Consider the following 23,233-nt stretch of genomic DNA (forward strand, 5'->3'; position numbering starts at 1 on the left):
AGCCCAGACCTTCCTCGGTGGTGGTCTTGGGCTTGTACTCCGCACCCACCCAGCCTTGGTAGCCGATACGGTCCAGGTGTTCGAACAGGAAGCGGTAGTTGATCTCGCCGGTGCCCGGCTCGTGACGGCCCGGGTTGTCGGCCAGCTGGATGTGGTTGATCTTCGCCAGGTTGGCTTCCACGGTCCGCGCCAGGTCACCTTCCATGATCTGCATGTGGTAGATGTCGTACTGCAGGAACAGGTTGTCGCTGCCCACCTCGGCCTGGATTTCCAGGGCCTGTTGGGTGGTGTTCAGGTAGAAGCCGGGGATGTCGCGGGTGTTGATCATTTCCATGACCAGCTTGATCCCGGCGGCTTTCAGCTTGTCGGCGGCGTAGCGCAGGTTTTCCACGAAGGTCTTGCGTACGGTGGCGCAGTCCGGGCCTTGCGGGCGGATACCGGCCAGGGCGTTGACCTGGGTGTTGCCGAGCACCTTGGCATAGGCAATGGCGAGGTCGACGCCGGTACGGAATTCCTCGATGCGGGCCGGGTCGCAGGCGATGCCGCGGTCACCCTTGGCCCAGTCGCCGGCCGGCAGGTTGAACAGCACCTGGGTCAGGCCATGGGCGTCGAGCAGCTGCTTGATCTCGGCCGCAGGGTAGTCGTACGGGAAGAGGTATTCGACACCGCTGAAGCCAGCGTCGGCGGCAGCCTTGAAACGGGCCAGGAAGTCCTGTTCGGTGAACAGCATGGACAGGTTGGCGGCAAAGCGTGGCATGGAAGTCTCCTTGCTGGGTTGGGCCCCGCACCGCGAAGGGCGGGGCCGCACAGACGATCAGTCGAGCAGCGAAATCGCGGTCGGCGCGTCGTTGCCGACCAGGGCCAGGTCTTCGAATTCGTTGACCGCGTTGATTTCGGTACCCATGGAAATGTTGGTGACGCGCTCGAGAATCACCTCGACCACCACCGGCACGCGGTGCTCTTCGGCCAGCTTCTGCGCCTTGACCAGGGCAGGGGCGATTTCTTCCGGCTTGAACACGCGCAGGGCCTTGCAACCCAGGCCTTCGACCACGGCAACGTGATCGACGCCGTAACCGTTGACGTCCGGAGCGTTGATGTTCTCGAACGCCAGTTGTACACAGTAATCCATCTCGAAACCACGCTGCGCCTGGCGGATCAGACCCAGGTAGGCGTTGTTCACCAGCACGTGGACGTACGGCAGGTTGAACTGCGCGCCCACTGCCAGTTCTTCGATCATGAACTGGAAGTCATAGTCGCCGGACAGTGCCACCACCTTGCGGCTCGGGTCGGCCTTGACCACGCCCAGCGCAGCCGGAATGGTCCAGCCCAGCGGGCCGGCCTGGCCGCAGTTGATCCAGTGACGTGGCTGGTAGACGTGGAGGAACTGCGCGCCGGCGATCTGCGACAGACCGATGGTGCTGACGTAGGTGGTGTCCTTGCCGAACACCTCGTTCATTTCCTGGTACACGCGCTGCGGCTTGACCGGCACGTTGTCGAAGTTGGTCTTGCGTTGCAGGCTCGACTTGCGCGCCTGGCAGTCTTTCAGCCATTCGCCGCGGCACTTCAGCTTGCCGGCGGTTTTCCACTCGCGGGCCACTTCGAGGAACACGTCCAGGGCGGCACCGGCGTCGGAGACGATGCCCAGGTCCGGGGTGAACACACGGCCGATCTGGGTCGGTTCGATATCGACGTGGATGAACTTGCGGCCTTCGGTGTAGACGTCGACCGAACCGGTGTGGCGGTTGGCCCAGCGGTTGCCGATACCGAACACCAGGTCGGATTTGAGCAGGGTGGCGTTGCCGTAGCGGTGCGAAGTCTGCAGGCCGACCATACCGACCATTTGCGCGTGGTCGTCAGGGATGGTGCCCCAGCCCATCAGGGTCGGGATCACTGGCACGCCGGTCAGTTCGGCGAACTCGACCAGCTTGTCGCTGGCGTCGGCGTTGATGATGCCGCCACCGGCCACCAGCAGCGGACGCTCGGCGTCATTGAGCAGGGCCAGGGCCTTTTCCGCCTGTTTGCGGGTCGCGGCTGGCTTGGTCACTGGCAGTGGTTCGTAGGCGTCGATATCGAACTCGATCTCGGCCATCTGCACATCGAACGGCAGGTCGATCAGTACCGGTCCTGGGCGGCCGGTGCGCATTTCATAGAAGGCTTTCTGGAAGGCGTAAGGCACCTGGCCCGGTTCCAGAACGGTGGTCGCCCACTTGGTCACCGGCTTGACGATGCTGGTGATGTCGACGGCCTGGAAGTCTTCCTTGTGCAGGCGGGCGCGAGGGGCCTGGCCGGTGATGCAGAGGATCGGGATGGAGTCGGCGGAGGCGCTGTACAGACCGGTGACCATGTCGGTGCCGGCAGGGCCGGAGGTACCGATGCACACGCCGATATTGCCGGCCTTGGTGCGGGTGTAACCCTCGGCCATGTGCGAGGCGCCTTCAACGTGGCGAGCGAGGACGTGATCGATACCGCCGACTTTCTTCAGGGCCGAGTACAGCGGGTTGATCGCTGCACCAGGAATGCCAAACGCGGTTTCCACACCTTCGCGGCGCATCACCAGAACGGCTGCATCGATTGCTCTCATTTTGCTCATGGCTTTGTGCCTCATTGATGTTGTAATTGTATACAAAACTGCTTTTGCCAGAGTGTATTCACGGTATACGGCTCTGGTCAATCCATTTTCATCGACGGCCTGCGCTTTCGTCGAAATGCCGTAGATAAAGGGTTGCCGTGGCATAAGGTCGCAGTGGTCAAATTATTGTATACAAAAATATTCGCCATTGTGTTCTATTTGGCCTATCAATTTTTCACTTGCCCCCTGGGCTTCATAACAACAAGAGGACCGTTTCATGAACGCATTGAGCTTGAAAGTCGCTGTCGGCCTGGTGAATGGCGCGCTGGCTGCGGGACGCAAGATCTCCGCCGCGCCGCTGACCGTGGTGGTGCTGGACGCCGGCGGCCATCTGCTGGCCTTGCAACGGGAAGACGGTGCCAGCCTGCTGCGTCCGCAGGTGGCGATGGGCAAGGCGTGGGGAGCGATCGCCCTGGGCAAGGGCTCGCGTTTACTGGCGCTGGATGCGCAGCAGCGGCCGGCGTTCTTCGCCGCGTTGAATGGTCTGGGTCAGAGCCCGGTGGTGCCGGCGCCGGGTGGCGTGCTGATCCGCAACGAGGCGGGCGTGGTGCTAGGGGCGATCGGGATCAGTGGGGATACGTCGGATATCGATGAGCAGTGTGCGATCAGTGCCATCGAGGAGGCGGGGTTGCGGGCGGATGCGGGGGTTGCTGCCTGATCTGACTGCTGTGTCGTGATTGCTGGCCTCATCGCCGGCAATGCCGGCTCCCACAGGTTTCATGTGCTCCATAGCACCCTGTGGGAGCTGGCCTGTCGGGGCGCCGAACCGCAGCGATGAGGCCTTGACGCCAGGCATCAATTGTCCGGCGCGCACCCTTTCAAAACCAGGCGGATGATCGTTTGCGCCGCCGCTTCGTAGTCACTTTCATCCAGCTTCGCCTTGCCGGTGACCACCGAGATCTGCCAGTCGAAATCGGCGTAGGTCTGGGTCGCCGCCCAGATGCTGAACATCAGGTGGTGCGGGTCGACCGGGGCGATCTGGCCCTTGTCGATCCAGCGCTGGATGCAGGCGATGTTGTGCCGGGCCTGGACGTTCAGTTGCTCGACCTGGCGCGGACTCAGGTGCGGCGCACCGTGCATGATCTCGCTGGCGAACACTTTCGAGGCGAACGGCAGGTCGCGGGAGATACGCACCTTGGAGCGGATGTAGGCGCTCAGCACTTCTTCCGGATCACCTTCGGCATTGAACGGCGTCGAGGCCTGCATGATCGGCTCGATGATGCTTTCAAGCACCTCGCGGTAGAGGTTTTCCTTGGACTTGAAGTAGTAGTAGACGTTGGGCTTGGGCAACCCCGCCTTGGCCGCGATGTCGCTGGTCTTGGTGGCGGCGAAACCCTTGTCGGCGAATTCTTCACTGGCCGCGCGCAGGATCAGTTCTTTGTTGCGCTCGCGAATGCTGCTCATGGTTGGCGCTGTTCCTTGGTCTCGGCCCGCCCGCGGCAGGCCCGGGCAGGCGGTGGCGCATGGTAGCACCGGCCTCGCGCGGCGCTCAAGGCAGCGGCCCCGGGCGCAACCTCGCGGGCACCAATGAGGTATTCCCAAGGTCAACCCGCTATCCTTTTGCAATCACCCCTTATGCGAGATAGAGACACATGGCCGGAAGCAGCCTTCTTTTACTGATCGACGACATTGCCGCAGTACTCGATGACGTTTCCGTGATGACCAAGGTGGCGGCCAAGAAAACCGCCGGTGTACTGGGTGACGACCTGGCGCTCAACGCGCAGCAGGTTTCGGGCGTGCGCGCCGAGCGGGAAATTCCCGTGGTCTGGGCGGTGGCCAAGGGCTCGTTCGTCAACAAGCTGATCCTGGTCCCGGCGGCCTTGCTGATCAGCGCTTTCATTCCCTGGGCGGTGACGCCGCTGCTGATGATCGGCGGCGCCTACCTGTGTTTCGAGGGCTTCGAGAAGCTGGCGCACAAGTACCTGCATGGCGCCGAGCAGAAGCAGGCTGATCATGCCGCCTTGAGTGAGGCCGCAGCCAACCCGGCGGTGGACCTGGTGGCCTTCGAGAAGGACAAGATCAAGGGCGCGATCCGCACCGACTTCATCCTCTCCGCAGAGATCATCGCCATCACCCTCGGCACCGTCGCCGATGCGCCGCTGACCCAGCAGATCATCGTCCTGTCCGGCATTGCCCTGGTCATGACCATCGGCGTGTATGGCCTGGTGGCCGGCATCGTCAAGCTGGACGACCTCGGCCTGTGGCTGAGCGAAACCTCCAAGGGTATCGGCAAGCGTATCGGCCAGGGCATTCTGCGTGCCGCACCCTGGTTGATGAAGACCCTGTCGGTGGTGGGAACCGCAGCGATGTTTCTGGTCGGTGGCGGCATCCTCGTGCATGGCATCGCGCCGCTGCATCACGCGGTCGAGGGTTTCAGCGCCAGCTATGGCGGTGCGCTGACCTCGACCCTGGTCAATGGCGTGCTCGGTGTGGTGGCCGGTGCGCTGGTGCTGGCGGTGGTCAGCGTGGTTGGCAAGCTGTACAAGGCCGTGCGCGGCTGACTGGTATTTTTGTCAGGTTTCAACCCGCGCGCACAGGCCCATACTGACGTCCACTGCAGACCGGAGGGACGCCAGGGATGCCTTCGATTCGTCAGCTTCACCAGCACACGCCGCTGCTGGCGGTCAGCGATGCGCGCGGGGCGGTGCTGCGCAGCGTGGCCTACTACCGCGCTGACCCGCAGATGCCAGCCGAGGCGCGCATCACCGGCCATGACTTCGACCTGCACGGCCGTGATATTGCCGCCCGTGACCCCCGGGCCTGGAGCAACGCAGGGCTGCCCAATCGCACCACGGGCTATTCGCTTTCCGGGCGTGCCGTGCTGAGCGATAGCAGCGATGCTGGCTGGCGCCTGGCGCTGTTTACCGAGGCCGGACCGGTCAGCCAGGCCTGGGATAGCCGCGATACCTTCTTCCACACCGAATACGACGAGCAACTGCGCGCCGTCGTCTTGCATGAGCAGGCGTCCGGCGAGCCCTCGCGGGTGATCGAGCGCCTGGAGTATGCCGGCCCTGACCAGGCTCTGCGCAACCAGTGCGGGCGCTTGCTGCGCCATGACGATCCGGCCGGGACGCTGCTGTGTGATGCCTATGCACTCAGCGGCCAGCTACAGGTGCAGCGCCGGCGTATCCTGGAGTTGCCGCAAGCCCCGGATTGGCCGGCCGACACCGCCGCGCGCGATGCCCTGCTCGAAACGGGCCCGGGCTACAGCAGCGAGACCCGCTGCAACCCGCTCGGCGATCCGGTCCTGCGTATCGATGCCCTCGGCAACCGTCACTGCCTGTTCCTTGACCAGGCGGGGGCGTTGCGTCGCTCGGCCTTGCAACTGTCCGGCAGCGAGCAGCCGCGAACGGTACGCGACACGCTCCGCTACGACGCCCACGGCCGGGTGATCAGCGAGACCGCAGGCAACGGCGTGGTCACCGAGCGCAGCTTCTGTCCCCGCGATGGCCGCCTGCAGCGTCAGCTGACGCGGCTGCCAGGGCAGGCGGCGTTGCAGGACCTGCGCTACGAGTACGACCGGGTCGGTAATGTGCTGGGCATCGAAGACCTGTCGCAACCGGTCACCTTCTACCGCAACCAGCGGGTTGCGGCGCAGCAGGTGATGGTCTACGACTCGCTCTACCAACTGATCGAGGCCCGTGGCGTGGAAGTCGACCAGCCCGCCCATGGACCTGGACTGCCGCCGCACTACGATCTGCCGCTGGACCCGACGCGGCTGGTCAATTACCTGCAACGCTTTACCTACGATGCCGCCGGCAACCTGCTGCAGCGCCACCACGAGCAGGCCGCTGGGTTGCGCATGGCGGTGGCGAGCACGAGCAATCGCGCACTGCCCGAGCGCCCGGATGGCAGCCTGCCTGATGAGGCGGAAATCGCGGCTGCCCATGATGGTTGCGGCAACCTGCTGCGCCTGGAGGGTGTCGCCGGGATGAGCTGGAACCCGCGCAACCGACTGGCTGAAGTGCGCCAGGTGCTGCGTAGCTCCGGCGAAGACGATCGCGAGCACTATATCTACGCCGCCGATGGCAGCCGGGTGCGCAAGGTCATGCTGAGCCAGGCGCGCTCCCGCAGCCTGCATGCCGAGGTGCGTTACCTGGCGGGGCTGGAGCTGCACCACCGCGCGGGCGGGGAAATCCGCCAGGTGCTGAGGGTGGATGAGCATCTGCGGGTAGCGGACGGGCAATGGTGCTACAGCCTTGGCGATCACCTGGGATCGATTGCCATGGAACTGGACGAGGAGGGCGCCTTGATCAGCCGCGAGGTGTTCTATCCGTTCGGCGGCACTGCCGTGTGGGCGGCGCGCAGTGCCGTGCAGGCCCGTGACAAGCGCCACCGCTATTGCGGCAAGGAGCTCGATGCCAGCGGCCTGTACTACTTTGGCCTGCGCTACTACGCGCCATGGCTGGCGCGCTGGACCAGCAGCGACCCGCTGGGCGAGGTAGACGGGCTTAACCTGTACCGCATGGTGCATAACAACCCAATGACCCTGCGCGATTCAGCCGGCGGCTTTGGCGTACCGGCGCTGCTGCAGATTCCGGACCTGGCCCACTACATCTGGGAGGGATCGGCGATTCCCGCTGCCCACCTCTACAACGCCTTCATGTTCAAGGAGCAGAACCCCGACTGGCAGGTGAATATCTGGACGTCCAGGCCGAGCAACTACACCTCGACCCTGCTGGCCATGGAAGACAGCCTGGAACCGGCGGAACGTTATCTGGCCCGGGCTCATGGTGACTCGATGACGGTCAGGCCGCCGGAGCAAATGTTCGCTGACCTGGCCTCCAGCTATCCGCAGGCACACCGGATCAGCAGTCTCTATGCGCGGGAGGGCAAGGGGGCTTTCTCCAACTGGGCAGCCTTGAGCGATATCGGGCGATTGGCGGCCACCAGCGCTTACGGCGGCCTCTATATGGATTTCGATATCGCCGTGGGCGGACCGATCGACTTGTCGTCAGCCAGCGGTGACTTTTTCGTGCACACCCAGGGCAACATGGTCAGCAATGGCGTGATCGCTGCAGTACCGGGTTCGACTACCGGACACGCGCTGCTGGACCGCTTGCTGCATGAGTATTCACCCCGCTCGGACAAGAACTTCGCCGGCGTGGATGCGGGATGGGTTGGCAAGCGCAGTACCCCCGGCAGTGGCTTGTTTTCGCGTTGGAAATTGACCATGTACATGAGCGGGCCGTCGATGATTCGCTCGGTGCTGGGGGAAGGGCGGATCCGCCGCGACCAGGACGGCGTGCCGACCTCGGCATTCTACAGCCGCCAACCGGTTGCAGCGGCCGGCAAGCTGCACACGCGGGATGTGTCGAGCCTGTTCTTCGCCGGCTACAACTCGTCGATCAATGCCGAGGGCCGTTGGACTGGGGTTCGCCCGGGACGCCGCTTGTCCGTCGGTTGAACGGCCACCGGAGTGGCCGTTCGGCTCGCTTCAGGGATTGGCCGCCGTGTGTGCCTGCGCCTCCGGCACCCATTCCAGCAAGCGCTGCTTGAAGCCGTAGCTGGCGCTCTCGTAGTAGGCGATGGCCCGGGCAACCAGCAGGTTTTCCGGTTCCGCCGGAATCTCGCGGCTTTCCCCCAGGGCCTGCTGGTGCAGGCGCAGGCCACCGCGCGGGCTGAGGATCGCCAGGTCCTGGCCATCGAACAGGCCCAGATGCTGGTAGTTGCCGATCAGCACCCGTGGCGGCAGGTTGTCTTCCTTGAGCAGGTCGCGCCCGTAGAAGGTCGAGGTGTAGCTCATGTTGAGCAGGCCGAGGAGGGTTGGCGCGAGATCGATCTGGCTGGCCAGCTTGCCTTCCTCGCGGGGCTCGATCAGCTTCGGGGCGTAGATGAACAGCGGGATCTGGTAGTTCTGCACCGGCAGGTCTTCCTTGCCCGCGCTGCCGGCAGTGTGGTCGGCGACGAAGATGAACAGGGTGTCGTCGAACCAGGGCTTCTTGCGTGCTTCCTCAAGGAACTTGCCGATGGCGTAGTCGGTGTATTTCACCGCGCCGTCACGGCCATTGCCGGATGGAATGTCGATACGCCCGTCAGGGTAGGTGTAGGGCCGGTGGTTGGAGGTGGTCATCAACTGCAGGAAGAACGGCACCTGGTTGGCGTGGTCGGCGTCGGCCAGCCTGATCGCCTGCTTGTACAGGTCTTCGTCGGACATGCCCCAGGCGTTCTTGAAGCTGATGTCCTGCTCGTCGACGCTGCTCTGGTCGACGATGCGGTAGCCGTTGCCGCTGAAGAAGGCGTTCATGTTGTCGAAGTAGCCGCGGCCGCCATAGACGAATACCGCGTCGTAGCCCACCTCGCTCAGTTGCTGGCCGAGGCTGGCGAAGCCGCCTTCGCGGCCGATGCGCTTGACGATGGAGCGCCCCGGGGTTGGCGGGATCGACAGGGTGATGGCTTCCAGGCCGCGGTCGGTGCGGGTGCCGGTGGCGTAGAAATTGTTGAAGTACAGGCTTTGCTTGCGCAGTGCGTCGAGGTTGGGGCTGAGGTTGCGCGGGTCGCCGTTGCTGCCCAGGTACTTGGCGCTGAGGCTCTCGATGGTGACCAGGACGATGTTCGGCGTGCGCGGGGTGCCCGGGTTGCTCACGGTGCGGCGGATATCCAGGGGCTCCTTGCCGATGAAGGTCACCCCGGGTTCGTTCAGTTCATCGCGCATGTGCTGGGCGGTGACCGCTTCCGGCAGGGTGCTGTAGAACTGCTGGTAGTCCAGTTCGTTGTTGCGGAAGGCGGCGAAGAACTGGTACGGGCCATTGCTCGCCAGCTCGCGCTGGTAGGTGTTGCCACCCTGGCTGCGCAGGCTGTCCTGGTCGGCGAACTGGATGCACAGCAGGGCCACCAGGGCGATACCGGCGGTTTGCAGGGCGCGCTGACGCAGGCTCGGGTAGGGAGCCTCGAACACCCATTGCAGGGGTTTGATCAGGGCCAGCACCAGGGCCAGGGTGAGCAGGCCGAGAATGCTCAGCAGCAGGGCGATCGGGTAGGACTCGAGGATGTTGTTCAGCACCTCGTCGGAATACACCAGGTAATCCACGGCGATGAAGTTGAAGCGCACCCCGAACTCGTCCCAGAACAGCCACTCGGCCACGGCGGTGAACAGCATCAGGTAGATGCTCACGGCAAGGATGGCCACCAGCAGCCAGCGGGTTACCCGTGCCTGCCACAGCCGGCGCGGGCAGAGCAGGACGAACAGGCTTAGCGGCAGGGCGGTATAGACGAGGAACACCAGGTCATTGAGCAGGCCGACGGCGAAGACCGCGAAGTAGGCGTGCCCGGCTTCGTCCAGGTGGCTGAACAGCAGGGCGGCGCGGGTAAGCAGGAAGATGCCCAGCCAGGTGGTGGTGAGCAGCAACAGATAGCGCGTGGGCGCGAAGTGTGTAAGGCGCATGGTTAATTCCCTTTTGGATGATCCATTACCGGAAGCCATTCCTTGGTTTCAGGTAGCGGCGAGATTGGCGCGGGAAATTAACAAGCGAAAAGAGAAGGGAACGTAAATGCGGTGTGGGCGAAAGATGAAAGTTTCGTCCGTGTTTTGTGGGCTCTGGCAGGAAGCTACCGGTTCCGCCGGGTGGAACCGGTAGCCTGTCACGCTCTTAGAAGTGCACCTTCACCAGGAAGCTGGCGGTGTTCTGGTTGGTGTCGAAGTAGCGGGTGTCCTTGATCCCGTACTTGTCGCTCCAGTAGTCGTACTCGAAGCCGACGTACAGCTGCTTCTCGCCGAAGTTCAGCGCCTTGCCCAGGTCGTACTTGACCTGCGGGTTGAAGTGCAGGTTGGCGTGGTAGCTCTTGTCGTTGTCGACCACCCAGTCCATGAAGCCGTCGATCAGGATGTCGGACTTGCCCACCGGAATGGTGTAGGCCCAGACCGGGGTGATCTGCCAGACGTTGTCGCCGTCGCGGCTGCCTTCGGTGTGGCGCTGGTAGAAGTTCAGCTGGAAGTAGTCGAAGCCCGGAACGGCCAGGTCGAAGCCAGGGCCGATCAGGTACGACTCGGTATCGCCTTCGCCGAACTCGTAGGTCATCGCCAGCAGCACGTCCTTGACCGGACCGAACGACAGGTCCTGGCCGAGGATCTTGCCGAACGACAGGCGCGGGCTGAACTCGCCGTAGTAGGTGTTCGGGCCGTTGTTGCCGTCCTTTTTGCCGTTGTAGAAGATCTTGTCGATGAACAGGAAGTTGTCACCGTACTTCCAGGCATCGGCGTGCTCGAAGGTGAAGGTCTGCTGGATCTCCGGGTTGACGGCGAAATCCTTGCCGTACAGGTAGGTCAGGCTGTTGTTCTGCCACAGCAGCAGGTCGTCGGCCATCGCGGAACTGGCGGCCAGCAGGCCCCCGGCGAGGATCAGGCTGTTGGTAAAGCGCATCGCGTTGCTCCCTTGATTGATTCTGTTTGCGACGCTCTTGGTTTGGCGTCGTCGGGTTGAAAGGTTTGTCTTCCGAGTCAGGTTTTTGCGACCGGCCACAGCAAAAGGGCAAGAGCTGAGCCAACCTACCCGGAAGGGTGCAGCAATCCTGCTCGACGTCTTTCTGAACAGTTCAAACGGTTACGACTGTTGGCGCTGGCGCCTGCCAACCGCCCGTCCTGATTGACCGGACAGTCAGCAAACGCGGGCGAAATCCCTCCGCCCAGGTCGAGGGGGCGCGCAGGTTACTGGCTTGCGCGCTGGCCCTCAAGTGCTCCCATCCAGGGAGCACCTGACGCAGATCAGGTTTTTAGAAGTGCACTTTGATCAACGCACTGGTCACGCTCTGGTTGGTATCGAGACGATTGCTGTTCTCGATGCCGTATTTGTCTTTCCAGTAGCTGTACTCGATACCCACGTACAACTGCTTGGCCCCCAGCTTCAGGGCCTTGCCCAGGTCGTACTTGACCTGCGGGTTGAACTGCAGGTTGGCGTGGTAGGTGCCGCGTTTCTTGGTTTCGTCGTTGTCCACCACCCAGTCCATGTAGCCGTCGATGAGGATGTCGGACGAGCCCACGGGAATGGTGTAGGAGAAGGTCGGGGTGATCTGCCAGACGTTGTCGCCGGCGCGGCTGCCTTCGGTATGGCGGTTGTAGATGTTCAGGGTGAAATAGTTGAAGCCGGGAATCGCCAGGTCGAAGCCGGGGCCGATCAGGTAGGCCTCGTTGTCGCCTTCGCCGGACTCGTAGCTGACGGCCAGGAGCACGTCCTTGATCGGGCCCAGTTCGATCTTCTTGTCGAAGATCTTGCCGAACGAGAAGCGCTCGGTGAACTCGCCGTAGTAGGTCCGGTAGCCTTTGCCGCGGTCGGCCTGGCCGTTGTAGAAGATCTTGTCGACGAACAGGAAGGTGTCGCCGTATTTCCACTTGTTGGCGTGTTCGAAGGTGATGGTCTGCTGGATCGCAGGGTTCACCTGGAAGTCCTTGCCGTACAGGTAGCTGAGGCTGTTGGATTGCCACAGCAGAAGATCCCCCGCTACCGCTGGAAGACTCGCCAGCAAGCTGCTGCCCAGGAGAAGGGAAGTGGTGGTGCGTTTCATGTTGTGATTCCCGGCTAATTATTGTTGTTCGTTGCGCTTTCTTCGGCGCGAAGCGCCCCGACCGACCCGCTCCCACGGGTCGGCGGTACTGCGTATTGCTCGGGTAGTGCCGGGCGGCAAGCGCCGCCCAAAGGGCTCAATGGTGGGCGGCGGCTTCGTTGTGCGAGGCGCGTTCGGCGCCGCCGAGGATGTTGAACAACAGGTTCAGCACCAGGGCGCTGACCGTTGCCATGGCGATACCGCTATGGGTGATGGGTTCCATCCATTGCGGCATTTGTGCAAAGAACTCCGGACGGACCACCGGAATCAGGCCCATGCCGACGCTCACTGCCACCAGCAGCTGGTTGCGCCGGTCGCTGATGTCGGCTTCCTGGAGAATCTTGATCCCGGTAGCGGCCACCATGCCGAACATGGCGATCGATGCGCCGCCCAGTACCGCCGGTGGAATCGAGGCGATCAGGAAGGCCGCTTTCGGCAGCAGACTCAACAGAATCAGGAAGCCACCCGCCACCACCGTCACATAGCGGCAACGCACGCCGGTCATCTGCACCAGGCCGATGTTCTGGGCGAAGGAGGAGTGGGTGAAGGTGTTGAAAAAACCGGCGACAAAGGACGCGCCGGCGTCGCACATCAAGCCGCGACGAAGCATTCCGGGAGTGACCTCCCTGTCGGTCACCTTGCCCAGGGCGAGGAACATGCCGGTGGACTCGACGAAGATGATCACCACCACCAGGCACATGGACAGGATCGGCGCCAGGCTGAAGGTCGGCATGCCGAAGTGCAGCGGGGTGACCACCTGCAGCCAGGGCGCCTCGTCCAGGCCGGACAGGTCGACCATGCCGATGGAGCCGGCGAGGATGTAGCCCAGGCCCATGCCGATCAGCACCGAAACGTTGACCCAGAAACCGCGCATGAAGCGGTTGACCAGCAGGATGGTGGCCAGTACCAGGCCGGCAACGGTCAGGTAGATCGGCGAGCCGAAGGTCGCGGCTGTTGCGCCACCGCCGGCCCAGTTCACCGCCACGGGGAACAGCGACAGGCCGATGGAAGTGATGACCGTGCCGGTCACCAGCGGCGGGAAGAACCGCACCACCTTGGACATGAACGGGGCGATCAGCATGCCGAAGAATCCGGCGGCGATGGTCGCGCCGAAGATCCCTTGCAGACCGACGCCGGGCATGCCGGCCATGGCCACCATGCTGCCTACGGCGGCAAAGCTGGCACCCATCATCACCGGCATGCGGATGCCGACAGCACCAATGCCGAACGACTGGACGATGGTGGCGACACCAGCGACCAGCAGGTCGGCATTGATCAGGAAAGCGACTTCTTCTCGGGAGAGTCCGGCAGCCTGTCCGATGATCAGCGGCACCGCGATGGCGCCTCCGTACATCAACAGCACATGTTGCAGACCCACGAGGATGAGTTGCAGCAGGGGCAGGGGCTGTCGTGGCGGCGCAACGGGGATGTACGCCTTGCGAGACTCGGACATGCAGCACCTCGAGTTTTGTTGTTATTTTTTTGAGCCGCAGCGCCCGGGCGGCGGACCTTTCGGTCCGTGGTTCCCGCCTGGGACGCCGCGTGAAGCTTGCAGCGGTAGAGCGTGTGTTGCAGAAGGATCAGTTGACCTTGGCGCCGCTGGCGATCCAGTCACCTACCAGCTTGCGTTCCTCGGCAGTCATCTGGGTGATGTTGCCCAGCGGCATGATCTGGCTGGCGACGGCCTGGGCCTGGATACGCGGAGCCATGGCCTGGATCTGTTGCGCGGTGTCGAGCATCACGCCGGCAGGCGCGGCGCTGAACAGCGGGCTGGTCGGCTTGGCCGAATGGCACACGGCGCAACGTTCCTGGATGACGCTGTGGATCTTCTCGAAACCGCTACCGGTGGCAGCTGCGGTAGCCTGGGCCGGGGCCTCGGCGGGTGCAGCCGGTGCGGCAGGGGCGGCCGGTTCGGCTGGCTTGGCCTGGGCGGCCTGCCATGCAGCGGCTTGCTCTTCCTCGGCTTTCTCGGCGGCAGTCTTGCCACCCAGTGCGGTTTCCGGCAGTGGCTGGTACTCGATCTTCGCGGCCGCCTGCTCAGGAGCGGTGGACACGGGTTTCGGACCGGTCACGTAGGCCAGGCAGATCATCGCCAGTGCGCCGGCAGGCAGGGCCCAGGCGAACTTGTTGCTGTCGTGGCGGGTGTTGAAGTAGTGACGGATCAACACTGCCGCGATGGCGATACCGGCCAGGATCAGCCAGTTGTATTCGCTGCCGTAGGTGCTCGGGAAGTGGTTGCTGATCATGATGAACAGCACCGGCAGGGTGAAGTAGTTGTTGTGGCGCGAGCGCAGCAGACCCTTGGCCGGCAGTACCGGATCAGGGGTGGTGTTGGCTTCGATGGCCGCTACCAGCTGGCGCTGGGCCGGCATGATGATGCGGAATACGTTACCGACCATGATGGTGCCGATGATGGCGCCGGTGTGCAGGTACGCACCACGACCGCTGAATACCTGGCTGAAGCCGAAGCAGGCGGCGATGACCAGGATGAACAGCACCAGGCCGAGCAGGGCAGGGTGCTTGCCCAGTGGCGAGTCGCAGAGGAAGTCGTAGATGAACCAGGCGGCGATCAGCGAAGCGACACCGATGGTCACGCCTTCGAAGCCGGTCAGGGTGCTGCCCGGTTTCAGCAGGTACAGGGTTGGCTGCCAGTAGAACACCAGGCACAGCAGGGCGATCCCGGACATCCAGGTGAAGTAGGCTTCCCATTTGAACCAGTGCAGGTTCTCCGGCATCTTCGGCGGCGCCAGCTTGTACTTCTCCAGGTGGTAGATACCGCCACCGTGGATCGCCCAAAGATCACCCGACAGCCCGTCCCGCGGGTTGGCGCGGTTCAGGTTGTTTTCCAGCCAGACGAAGTAGAACGACGCGCCGATCCAGGCCACGCCGGTAATCATGTGAACCCAGCGCACGCTCAGGTTCAGCCATTCCAACAGATGTGCTTCCACAGTCTTGTACCTCTTGCCGGTCACCGAAATACGGTGATCGGCCTTCTCTTATTGGTGGGGATTGAGGATCAGTTGCTCATCCTCGGTAAAGAAATGCTCGTCGCAGTTGTTGCCGGAACCACTGCGATCAACCACCAGGAAGTCATCCCGCTTTTCGATCGTCAGCACCGGGTGGTGCCAGACGCCGCGATGGTAATTGACGCCCTGCCTGCCATTGCTCATGAAGGCACGGACGTGACCTGATACAGGTGCATCGCCAACTGGCGCGACCACGATCAGAAAGGGGTTGCCGAGCAGCGGAATGAAGGCCTGGCTGCCCAGCGGATGGCGTTCCAGCATGCGCACGGTCAGCGGCATGTCCAGCGCGTCGGCGCGGAAGATGCTGATGATCGCCTTGTCTTCCGGCTGGGCGGTTTCCACCGTCGCCAGCTTGTGGAAGCGCATGGTCGAGCCGTTGTTGATCATGAAGTGGTCGCTGCCGTCGGTTTCGATCACGTCACCGAACTGGGCGAAGGCTTCTTTGGTCAGGGGCTCGATCACTAGAGTACGCATGCTTTTTTTCTCTGAATTCTGTGTTTTATGTCGTCAGGCTGTGGGCGCCGGCCGGGCCGGCGCGGGTCTTACAGTTGCAGCAGGCGGAACAGGGCGATCAGGTTGATCTGCGCCAGGGCTTCCTTGAACTCGGCATCGGCATCGTTGTGGATGCGGGTTTCGAAGGAGGCGAGGATCTGGTGCCGGTTGCTGCCCTTGACCGCCATGATGAACGGGAACTTGAACTTGGCCTTGTAGGCGTCGTTGAGTTCGGTGAAGCGGGCGAACTCTTCGGCGGTGCACTGGTGAATGCCGGCGCCGGCCTGCTCGTTGGTGCTCGATTCGGTCAGCTCGCCCTGGATCGCGGCCTTGCCGGCGAGGTCCGGGTGAGCGTTGATCAGTGCCAGCTGGGCGGCGTGATCGGCGCTGAGGAGGATGTCGCTCATGCGCTGGTGCAGGTTCTCGATCTGGTCCAGCTCACCCAGTTGGCCCAGGTCGTAGGCCTTCTCGGCCACCCATGGGGAGTGCTCGTAGATGTCGGCGAACGCCTCGACGAACGCGGCACGGTCCAGGGACGACGGGGTCAGGGTTTTGAAAGCGGTCATTGCGAAATCTCGGCTTGGAAAGGGTGGGTGGCGTGCCAGTGGCGGGCGATGTCCACGCGACGGGCAAACCAGACCTGGTCATGGCTCTTGGCGTAATCGATGAAGCGCTTGAGCGAGGCCAGGCGTGCCGGACGGCCGACCAGGCGGCAGTGCAGGCCGATGGAGAGCATCTTCGGCGCGGTCGCTCCTTCTTCGTAGAGCACGTCGAAGGCGTCCTTCAGGTACTGGAAGAACTGCTCGCCGCAGTTGAAGCCCTGGACCTGGGTGAAGCGCATGTCGTTGGTGTCCAGGGTGTAGGGGATCACCAGGTGCGGCTTGCCGGTCGGGTTGTTCGGCTCCCAGTAGGGCAGGTCGTCGTCGTAGGTGTCGCTGTCGTAGAGGAAGCCGCCTTCCTCCATCACCAGGCGCCGGGTGTTCGGGCCGGTGCGGCCGGTGTACCAGCCCACTGGGCGTTCGCCGGTCAGTTCGGTGAGGATGCGGATGGCTTCGAGCATGTGCTCGCGCTCCTGGGCCTCGTCCATGTTCTGGTAGTCGATCCAGCGGTAGCCGTGGCTGCAGATCTCGTGGCCGGCTTCGACCATGGCGCGGATCACGTCCGGATGGCGCTGGGCGGCCATGGCCACGGCGAAGATGGTCAGCGGTACGCCGCTGTCCTTGAACAGCTTGAGCAGGCGCCAGACCCCGGCGCGGCTGCCGTATTCATAGAGCGATTCCATGCTCATGTTGCGTGCGCCCTGCAGCGGCTGGGCAGCGACCATCTCGGACAGGAAGGCTTCGGATTCCTTGTCACCGTGGAGGATGTTGCGCTCGCCACCTTCTTCGTAATTGAGCACGAAAGACAACGCGACGCGCGCATTCCCCGGCCATTGCGGGTGGGGAGGGGTATTGCCATAACCGATCAGGTCGCGAGGGTAATCAGCGCTCACTGCAATCTTCCTTCTTGTACGTGAAATCGGAGGTGGTGGCGTGCGCAGGTTTGCGTTGGGCCACGACGATGGAGTGATTGTATACAACTTTATTTACGATTTGTAAGCCTGTTTTTTCCCATTTCTTCGTCGTGCCGCTCTTTATATGACTAGCAAGAAACCTGCCTGATTGGTCAGCTAATGACGCCGACGTCTTTATAGGCCATGGCTTTGCGACTAATGGCCTATTCACAGGTGCGTGTAGCGCTGAATGGGAAAATTGCCAGAAAAATTGTGTACAATTTTTCAAGAAAGTGTCTTAATGCTTCCACGGCCGCCCGCTGCCGTGTTTCTCTTCGGTGCAGGCGGGTAAATTTTGCCCACAGAGAGTGAACAAGAGGCGAGCAAGCAATGGGACGTTTGACCACGCATGTACTGGATGCCGCACATGGCTGCCCTGGCAGCTCGATCAAGGTCGAGCTGTACCGCGTCGAAGGCCAGCAACTGGAACTGGTGACCACCGCGCTGACCAACAGCGACGGCCGTGTCGACTCGCCGCTGCTGCAAGGCGACGACTACCGCAGCGGTGTGTATCAACTGCAATTCAGCGCCGGCGACTACTACCGCGCTCGCGGCGTGCAACTGCCCGAGCCGGCGTTCCTTGACGTGGTGGTGCTGCGTTTCGGCATCAACGACAAGCAGGATCACTACCACGTGCCGCTGCTGATCTCTCCTTACAGTTACTCGACCTATCGCGGAAGCTAGTTGGTCGCTAGAAGAATCTTCGTAGGTCTTTGGCCCGCTCACACTGGCGGGCTTTTTTTCGTCTGCTGTTTTTGTGCAGTTCTTTCGGGCCTCACCGCTGGCAAGCCAGCTCCCACAGAGTCCGCGTCGAGCACAGGTGTTGTGGCTGGCCCAAAACCCTGTGGGAGTCGGCGTTGCCGACGATGAGGCCATCAGCCTCGACATCAATCTTGCTGGTCTGGTTTGTTCTTGCCGGCCTCATCGCTGGCAAGGCCAGCTCCCACAAAGTCCGCGTCGAGCACAGATGCTGTGGCTGGCCCAAAACCCTGTGGGAGTCGGCTTGCCGACGATGAAGCCACATTCAATGCAAATCCTTGATCCATCACCCACAAAAAAGCCCCACCCGAAGGTGAGGCTCCTGTCCCCTCATCTATCCCTTACAGGAAGATGAACTTGGCAATGAAGATCGCGCACAGCACCCACAGGCTGGCGGAGATTTCCTTGTGCTTGCCGGTGCAGGCCTTGAGCACCACGTAGGTGATGAAGCCCAGGGCGATGCCGTCTGCCACCGAGAAGGTCAGCGGCATCATGATCACCGTGACGATCGCCGGAATGCTGTCGGTGGCTTCGTCCCATTCGATGTGGGCCATGCTGCCCATCATCAGCATCGCCACGTAGATCAGCGCGCCAGCGGTGGCATAGGCCGGGATCATGCCGGCCAGCGGGGCGAAGAACATCGCCGCGACGAACAGCAGACCCACCACCACCGCGGTCAGGCCGGTACGCCCGCCGGCGGCGACGCCTGCGGCACTTTCCACGTAGCTGGTCACCGGCGGTACGCCCACCACGGCACCGAACACGCTGGAGGCACTGTCGGCCTTGAGTGCGCGGGACAGGTTCTCGATGCGCCCGTCGGCATTCACCAGGTTGGCGCGCTGGGCCACACCCATCAGGGTGCCGGCGGTGTCGAACATGTGCACGAAGAGGAAGGCCAGGACCACGGCGATCATGCTGACGTTGAACACCCCGGCCACGTCCATGGCCATCCAGGTCGGCGCCAGGCTCGGTGGCAGCGAGAACACCCCGCCGTACTCCACCAGGCCCAGGCCCCAGCCGGCCAGGGTCACGGTGATGATGCTGATGAGGATCGCGCCGAACACCCGGTGGTAGCTGAGCACCGCGATCATCAGGAAGCACACGGCCGCCAGCAGCGGGCCGGGCTCGTTGAGATGGCCGAGCTTGATCAAGGTGGCCGGGCTGTCGACGACGATGCCCGCGGTTTTAAGGCCGATCAGTCCGAGAAACAATCCGACGCCGGCGCCCATGGCATGGCGAAGGCTGACCGGGATGCTGTTGAGCAGCCATTCGCGCACGCGGGAAAGGGTCAGGAACATGAACAGCACCCCGGAGACGAACACCGCGCCCAGCGCGGCTTCCCAGGTGTAGCCCATGGTCCCGACCACGGTGTAGGTAAAGAAGGCGTTCAGGCCCATGCCCGGCGCCAGGCCGACCGGCCAGTTGGCGTACAGCCCCATCAGCAGGCAGCCGAGGGCGGCGGCGATGCAGGTGGCGACGAACGCCGCACCGTGATCGATGCCGGCATCGGCCATGATGTTGGGGTTGACGAAGATGATGTAGGCCATGGTGATGAACGTCGTCAGGCCGGCGATCATCTCGGTCTTTACAGTGGTGCCGTGTAGCTTGAGTTTGAAAATCCGCTCCAGCCAGCTCGTTTCGAGCGGTGGGGCAAGATCCAGCGTAGGGGCGTCGGATTTGCGGCTTTCCACAGCGTGTACTCCTCAAGTCTTTCTTGTTTTTCAGAGCTGGTCCTGCACGTTCACTGGGGGCTCTGCGAGGGAAGGTTGTTGGCGACTTCGGACCGTGAGTTGACTTTTGGGTCAAGAAGTTGCCCGGTGGATTATGCGTTTGTATACAAAGAATGCAAATACTGTTTTATTGGATGTGCGCACTTTGTTTGTCGCAAGGGCTATAACGAATGATGGCGCCTGCAGAAATGCCGATTGCTGTGTACAATGCGGCAATACCTTATGCCGTCATTTTTCTACCCAGGACTTGCCATCGCCCCACTGGCTGGTATTACAGTCGAGGCCCGATAGGTGAATCTTCGTGCGCGAGTGCCCATGAACGAACAGTTACAACCCCTCAAGAAAGCCCCGCGAGCCGGCAAGGCCGGTGGTCGCAGCGGCACCCAGGATGACATCGTCTACGCGCATATCTTCGAGGCCATTCTCGAACAGCGATTGGCCCCGGGTACCAAGTTGAGTGAGGAAGCACTGGGCGAGATCTTCGGCGTCAGCCGCACCATCATCCGCCGCGCCCTGTCGCGCCTGGCCCACGAAAGCGTGGTGCTGCTGCGGCCCAACCGCGGTGCGGTAGTGGCCAGCCCGACCGTCGAGGAAGCGCGCCAGGTGTTCTTCTCCCGGCGCATGGTCGAACGCGCTATCACCGAGCTGGCGGTACAGCACGCCACCGCCGAGCAACTCAACGAACTGCGCGAGATGGTCCGCGAAGAGCGCGACAGTTTCTCCCGCGGCGACCGCGGTGCCGGCATCCGCCTGTCCGGCGAATTCCACCTCAAGCTCGCCGAGGCCGCCGGCAACACGCCGCTGATCAGCTTCCAGCGCAGCCTGGTGTCGCAGACCTCGCTGATCATCGCCCAATACGAAAGCGGCAACCGCTCGCACTGCTCCTACGACGAGCACATGCAGCTGATCGACGCCATCGAGGCCCGCGACGCGGCCAAGGCGGTGGACCTGATGATGCACCACATGGACCACATCGACAGCAAGCTCAACCTCGACGAGGAAAGCGCCTCGGACGACCTGCACGCGGTGTTCTCGCACCTGCTGCAGAGCAAGAAACGCGGTGGTGCGGTTTCGGCCAAGAACTGAAAGCCAGGATGAGAAAAGGGGCTCAAGCATGAGCCCCTTTTTCATGGGCGATGAATAACCCTGTGGGAGCTGGCTTGCCAGCGATAGCTATCGTGAATTCACTACAGCAATCGCTGGCAAGCCAGCTCCCACAGGGGGCATCGGTGCTCTTCAAATATCAGCTACGCTGGTGGACGCAAGCACCCGCCGCGAAGGTCTGGCTGATGGTGCGGTCATCGCCCAGGGTGGTCAGCACGAACAGCGTCTCCTCGATGCTGTTGGACTGTTGCAGGCGGTAGTCCAGCAGCGGCGTGGCCTTGTAGTCGAGGACCACGAAGTCGGCGTCGTTGCCGGGTTTCAGGCTGCCGATGCGGTCGTCAAGGCTCAGTGCACGCGCGCCACCGAGGGTCGCCAGGTACAGCGATTTGAACGGATGCAGGCGCGCGCCCTGCAGCTGCATGACCTTGTATGCCTCGTTCAGGGTGTTGAGCAGCGAGAAGCTGGTACCGGCGCCGACGTCGGTGCCCAGGCCCACCTTGACCTTGAACTGCTCGGCCTGCGGCAGGTTGAACAGGCCGCTGCCGAGGAACAGGTTGGAGGTCGGGCAGAAGGCCACGGCCGAACCGGTCTCGGCCAGGCGCTGGCACTCGGCATCGCACAGGTGCACGCCATGGGCGAACACCGAGCGCTCGCCGAGCAGCTTGAAGTGGTCGTACACGTCGAGGTAGCCGCTGCGCTCGGGGAACAGCGATTTCACCCAGTCGATTTCCTTGAGGTTCTCGCTCAGGTGGGTGTGCATGTACAGGCCGTCGTACTCGCCCAGCAGTTGCCCGGCCAGTTGCAGTTGCTCCGGGGTGCTGGTCGGGGCGAAGCGCGGGGTGACCGCGTAGTGCAGGCGGCCCTTGCCGTGCCAGCGCTCGATCAGCGCCTTGCTCTCGGTGTAGCTCGACTCGGCGGTGTCGGTCAGGTAGTCCGGGGCGTTGCGGTCCATCATCACCTTGCCGGCGATCATCCGCAGGTCGAGGCGCTCGGCTTCTTCGAAGAAGGCATTCACCGACTGCGGGTGCACGCTGCCGAACACCAGCGCGGTGGTGGTGCCGTTGCGCAGCAGTTCCTCGATGAAGATCTTCGCCACCTTGTCGGCGTGATCCTTGTCGGCGAACTGTTTCTCGCAAGGGAAGGTGTAGGTGTTCAGCCAGTCCAGCAGTTGCTCGCCGTAGGAGCCGATCATGCCGGTCTGCGGGAAGTGGATATGGGTGTCGATGAAGCCCGGGGTGATCAGCTTGTCCTGGTAGTGCACCACCTCGATATCGGCGGGCAGGGTCGGCAGCAGGTCGCTTGCGTGACCGAGACGGCTGATCTGGCCGTTGTCGACCACCAGCAGGCCGTCCTCGAAGTACTCGAAGGAGGCCTCGATGCCCACTTCGGCGGGGTCGGCGATGCTGTGCAGGATGGCGGAACGGTAGGCTTTGCGGGTTGCGCTCATAACGGTCTCGTCAAATTCAGATGGCGTGGCTGCGCCGCGAAGGCGGCAGCAACTGGGCAATGGGTTCGGCGTTCACGGCCGGGTTGTGCTGGCCGAAACTGGCGTTGTAGGTGGCGATGATCTCGGCGGCGATGGACACGGCGATCTCGATCGGCAGCTTGCCTTTCACCTCGGCCAGGCCCATCGGGCAACGCATGCGTTGCATGCGCTCGGCGTCGAAACCGCGGTCGCGCAGGCGGTGTTCGAACTTGGCACGCTTGGTCTTCGAGCCGATCAGGCCGAACCAGGTGAAGTCGTTGCGCTTGAGGATGGCGGCGGTGAGTTCCAGGTCGAGCTGGTGGTTGTGGGTCATGACGATGCAGTAGCTGCCCGGGGGCAGTTCGTCGACCTCGTCCACCGGCTCGTCGGCGACGATCTTGCTGACGCCGGCGGGCAGGGTTTCGGGGAATTCCTGCTCGCGGGAATCGATCCAGCGCACCCGGCAGGGCAGGGCGGCGAGCAAGGGTACCAGAGCGCGGCCGACATGGCCCGCGCCGAACACGGCGATCTGCGCCTGCACTGCGCCCATCGGCTCGAACAGCAACACCGTGGCGCCGCCGCAGCACTGGCCGAGGCTGGCACCGAGGCTGAAGCGCTCCAGGTGCGGCGACTCGCGGCCCTCGGCAAGCATCTGCCGGGCGATGTGCATGGCCTTGTATTCCAGGTGGCCGCCGCCGATGGTGTCGTACAGTTGGAAGGCGCTGACCACCATCTTCGAACCGGCATTGCGCGGGGTCGAGCCGCGCTCCTCGATGATGGTCACCAGGACGCAGGGTTCGCCCTGGGCTTGCAGGTCGGCGAGGGCGTTGATCCATTGATGCATGATTTATGTCCTCTCCAGGAATCTTGTGTTGCTAGTGCTGGCCTCATCGCTGGCAACGCCAGCTCCCACAAGTACCGAGCACACCTCTGAAACTT

The 23,233-nt window shown here is 62.9% G+C and carries 19 protein-coding genes; 5 read left to right on the top strand and 14 right to left on the bottom strand.

Annotation, left to right across the window (positions count from 1 at the left end; all coding sequences use genetic code 11):
• Positions 1 to 757 (bottom strand): hydroxypyruvate isomerase (hyi, locus tag ACODSK_RS10735; protein WP_489015861.1); only part of this gene is annotated, 757 nt, incomplete at its 3' end.
• A 57-nt stretch (positions 758 to 814) separates the two neighbouring features.
• Complete coding sequence (gene gcl / locus ACODSK_RS10740) at positions 815 to 2,590, bottom strand: glyoxylate carboligase (protein ID WP_489015862.1); 1,776 nt, start codon at positions 2,588 to 2,590, stop codon at positions 815 to 817.
• Positions 2,591 to 2,846: 256 nt separating this feature from the next.
• Here gcl and ACODSK_RS10745 point away from each other — a divergent pair, with 256 nt between their 5' ends.
• Entirely contained in the window at positions 2,847 to 3,287 is a 441-nt protein-coding gene (locus ACODSK_RS10745; protein WP_009397627.1) for a GlcG/HbpS family heme-binding protein, read from the top strand.
• A 137-nt stretch (positions 3,288 to 3,424) separates the two neighbouring features.
• Here ACODSK_RS10745 and ACODSK_RS10750 read toward each other — a convergent pair whose 3' ends face one another.
• Positions 3,425 to 4,033, bottom strand: a complete 609-nt coding sequence (locus ACODSK_RS10750; RefSeq protein WP_489015863.1) for a TetR/AcrR family transcriptional regulator — start codon at positions 4,031 to 4,033, stop codon at positions 3,425 to 3,427.
• A gap of 188 nt (positions 4,034 to 4,221) precedes the next feature.
• On the opposite strand from ACODSK_RS10750, the gene ACODSK_RS10755 reads away from it, so the two are divergent.
• Entirely contained in the window at positions 4,222 to 5,130 is a 909-nt protein-coding gene (locus ACODSK_RS10755) for a DUF808 domain-containing protein (RefSeq protein WP_489015865.1), read from the top strand.
• 77 nt (positions 5,131 to 5,207) lie between these two features.
• On the top strand, positions 5,208 to 8,036 hold the full coding sequence (locus tag ACODSK_RS10760; protein ID WP_489015867.1) for an RHS repeat-associated core domain-containing protein: 2,829 nt from the start codon (positions 5,208 to 5,210) through the stop codon (positions 8,034 to 8,036).
• Between the two features lie 30 nt (positions 8,037 to 8,066).
• Here the strand turns inward: ACODSK_RS10760 and ACODSK_RS10765 are convergent, their stop codons facing one another.
• From ACODSK_RS10765 to puuE, 8 genes are all read right to left on the bottom strand, one after another.
• Positions 8,067 to 10,013, bottom strand: a complete 1,947-nt coding sequence (locus ACODSK_RS10765; protein ID WP_489015868.1) for an LTA synthase family protein — start codon at positions 10,011 to 10,013, stop codon at positions 8,067 to 8,069.
• 205 nt (positions 10,014 to 10,218) lie between these two features.
• Positions 10,219 to 10,989 (bottom strand): outer membrane protein OmpK, encoded by a 771-nt coding sequence (locus ACODSK_RS10770; protein WP_489015869.1) that lies wholly within the window; start codon positions 10,987 to 10,989, stop codon positions 10,219 to 10,221.
• 349 nt (positions 10,990 to 11,338) lie between these two features.
• Positions 11,339 to 12,127, bottom strand: a complete 789-nt coding sequence (locus ACODSK_RS10775) for an outer membrane protein OmpK (protein ID WP_489015870.1) — start codon at positions 12,125 to 12,127, stop codon at positions 11,339 to 11,341.
• A gap of 136 nt (positions 12,128 to 12,263) precedes the next feature.
• Positions 12,264 to 13,619 carry a nucleobase:cation symporter-2 family protein gene (locus ACODSK_RS10780; protein WP_489015871.1) on the bottom strand — a complete coding sequence of 452 codons (1,356 nt, stop codon included), beginning with the start codon at positions 13,617 to 13,619 and terminating at the stop codon, positions 12,264 to 12,266.
• 127 nt (positions 13,620 to 13,746) lie between these two features.
• On the bottom strand, positions 13,747 to 15,114 hold the full coding sequence (locus ACODSK_RS10785; RefSeq protein WP_489015873.1) for a urate hydroxylase PuuD: 1,368 nt from the start codon (positions 15,112 to 15,114) through the stop codon (positions 13,747 to 13,749).
• Positions 15,115 to 15,162: 48 nt separating this feature from the next.
• Positions 15,163 to 15,666: an ureidoglycolate lyase gene (locus ACODSK_RS10790; RefSeq protein WP_042123240.1), complete on the bottom strand. Its 504-nt coding sequence runs from the start codon at positions 15,664 to 15,666 to the stop codon at positions 15,163 to 15,165.
• Positions 15,667 to 15,734: 68 nt separating this feature from the next.
• A complete protein-coding gene (gene uraD / locus ACODSK_RS10795; protein ID WP_489015874.1) occupies positions 15,735 to 16,250 on the bottom strand; it encodes a 2-oxo-4-hydroxy-4-carboxy-5-ureidoimidazoline decarboxylase in 516 nt (171 codons plus the stop codon).
• The gene (puuE, locus tag ACODSK_RS10800) at positions 16,247 to 17,176 is read right to left on the bottom strand and encodes an allantoinase PuuE (protein ID WP_489015876.1); all 930 of its coding nucleotides are present in this window, start codon (positions 17,174 to 17,176) and stop codon (positions 16,247 to 16,249) included. Before puuE ends, uraD begins: the two co-directional genes overlap by 4 nt.
• Before the next feature lie 390 nt (positions 17,177 to 17,566).
• On the opposite strand from puuE, the gene uraH reads away from it, so the two are divergent.
• Positions 17,567 to 17,920, top strand: coding sequence for a hydroxyisourate hydrolase (uraH, locus tag ACODSK_RS10805; protein WP_489015877.1), 354 nt, complete (start codon positions 17,567 to 17,569; stop codon positions 17,918 to 17,920).
• A 416-nt stretch (positions 17,921 to 18,336) separates the two neighbouring features.
• On the opposite strand, the gene ACODSK_RS10810 is transcribed toward uraH, so the two are convergent.
• Positions 18,337 to 19,572, bottom strand: a complete 1,236-nt coding sequence (locus tag ACODSK_RS10810; protein ID WP_489016013.1) for an NCS2 family permease — start codon at positions 19,570 to 19,572, stop codon at positions 18,337 to 18,339.
• A gap of 468 nt (positions 19,573 to 20,040) precedes the next feature.
• Here ACODSK_RS10810 and ACODSK_RS10815 point away from each other — a divergent pair, with 468 nt between their 5' ends.
• On the top strand, positions 20,041 to 20,811 hold the full coding sequence (locus ACODSK_RS10815) for a GntR family transcriptional regulator (protein ID WP_489015879.1): 771 nt from the start codon (positions 20,041 to 20,043) through the stop codon (positions 20,809 to 20,811).
• 157 nt (positions 20,812 to 20,968) lie between these two features.
• Here the strand turns inward: ACODSK_RS10815 and guaD are convergent, their stop codons facing one another.
• Together guaD and xdhC are read right to left on the bottom strand one after the other, a co-directional pair.
• Complete coding sequence (gene guaD / locus ACODSK_RS10820) at positions 20,969 to 22,276, bottom strand: guanine deaminase (protein WP_489015881.1); 1,308 nt, start codon at positions 22,274 to 22,276, stop codon at positions 20,969 to 20,971.
• A 16-nt stretch (positions 22,277 to 22,292) separates the two neighbouring features.
• A complete protein-coding gene (gene xdhC, locus ACODSK_RS10825) occupies positions 22,293 to 23,138 on the bottom strand; it encodes a xanthine dehydrogenase accessory protein XdhC (protein ID WP_489015883.1) in 846 nt (281 codons plus the stop codon).
• Positions 23,139 to 23,233: the final 95 nt, after the last annotated feature.

Source organism: Pseudomonas sp. FG98 (assembly GCF_057808595.1).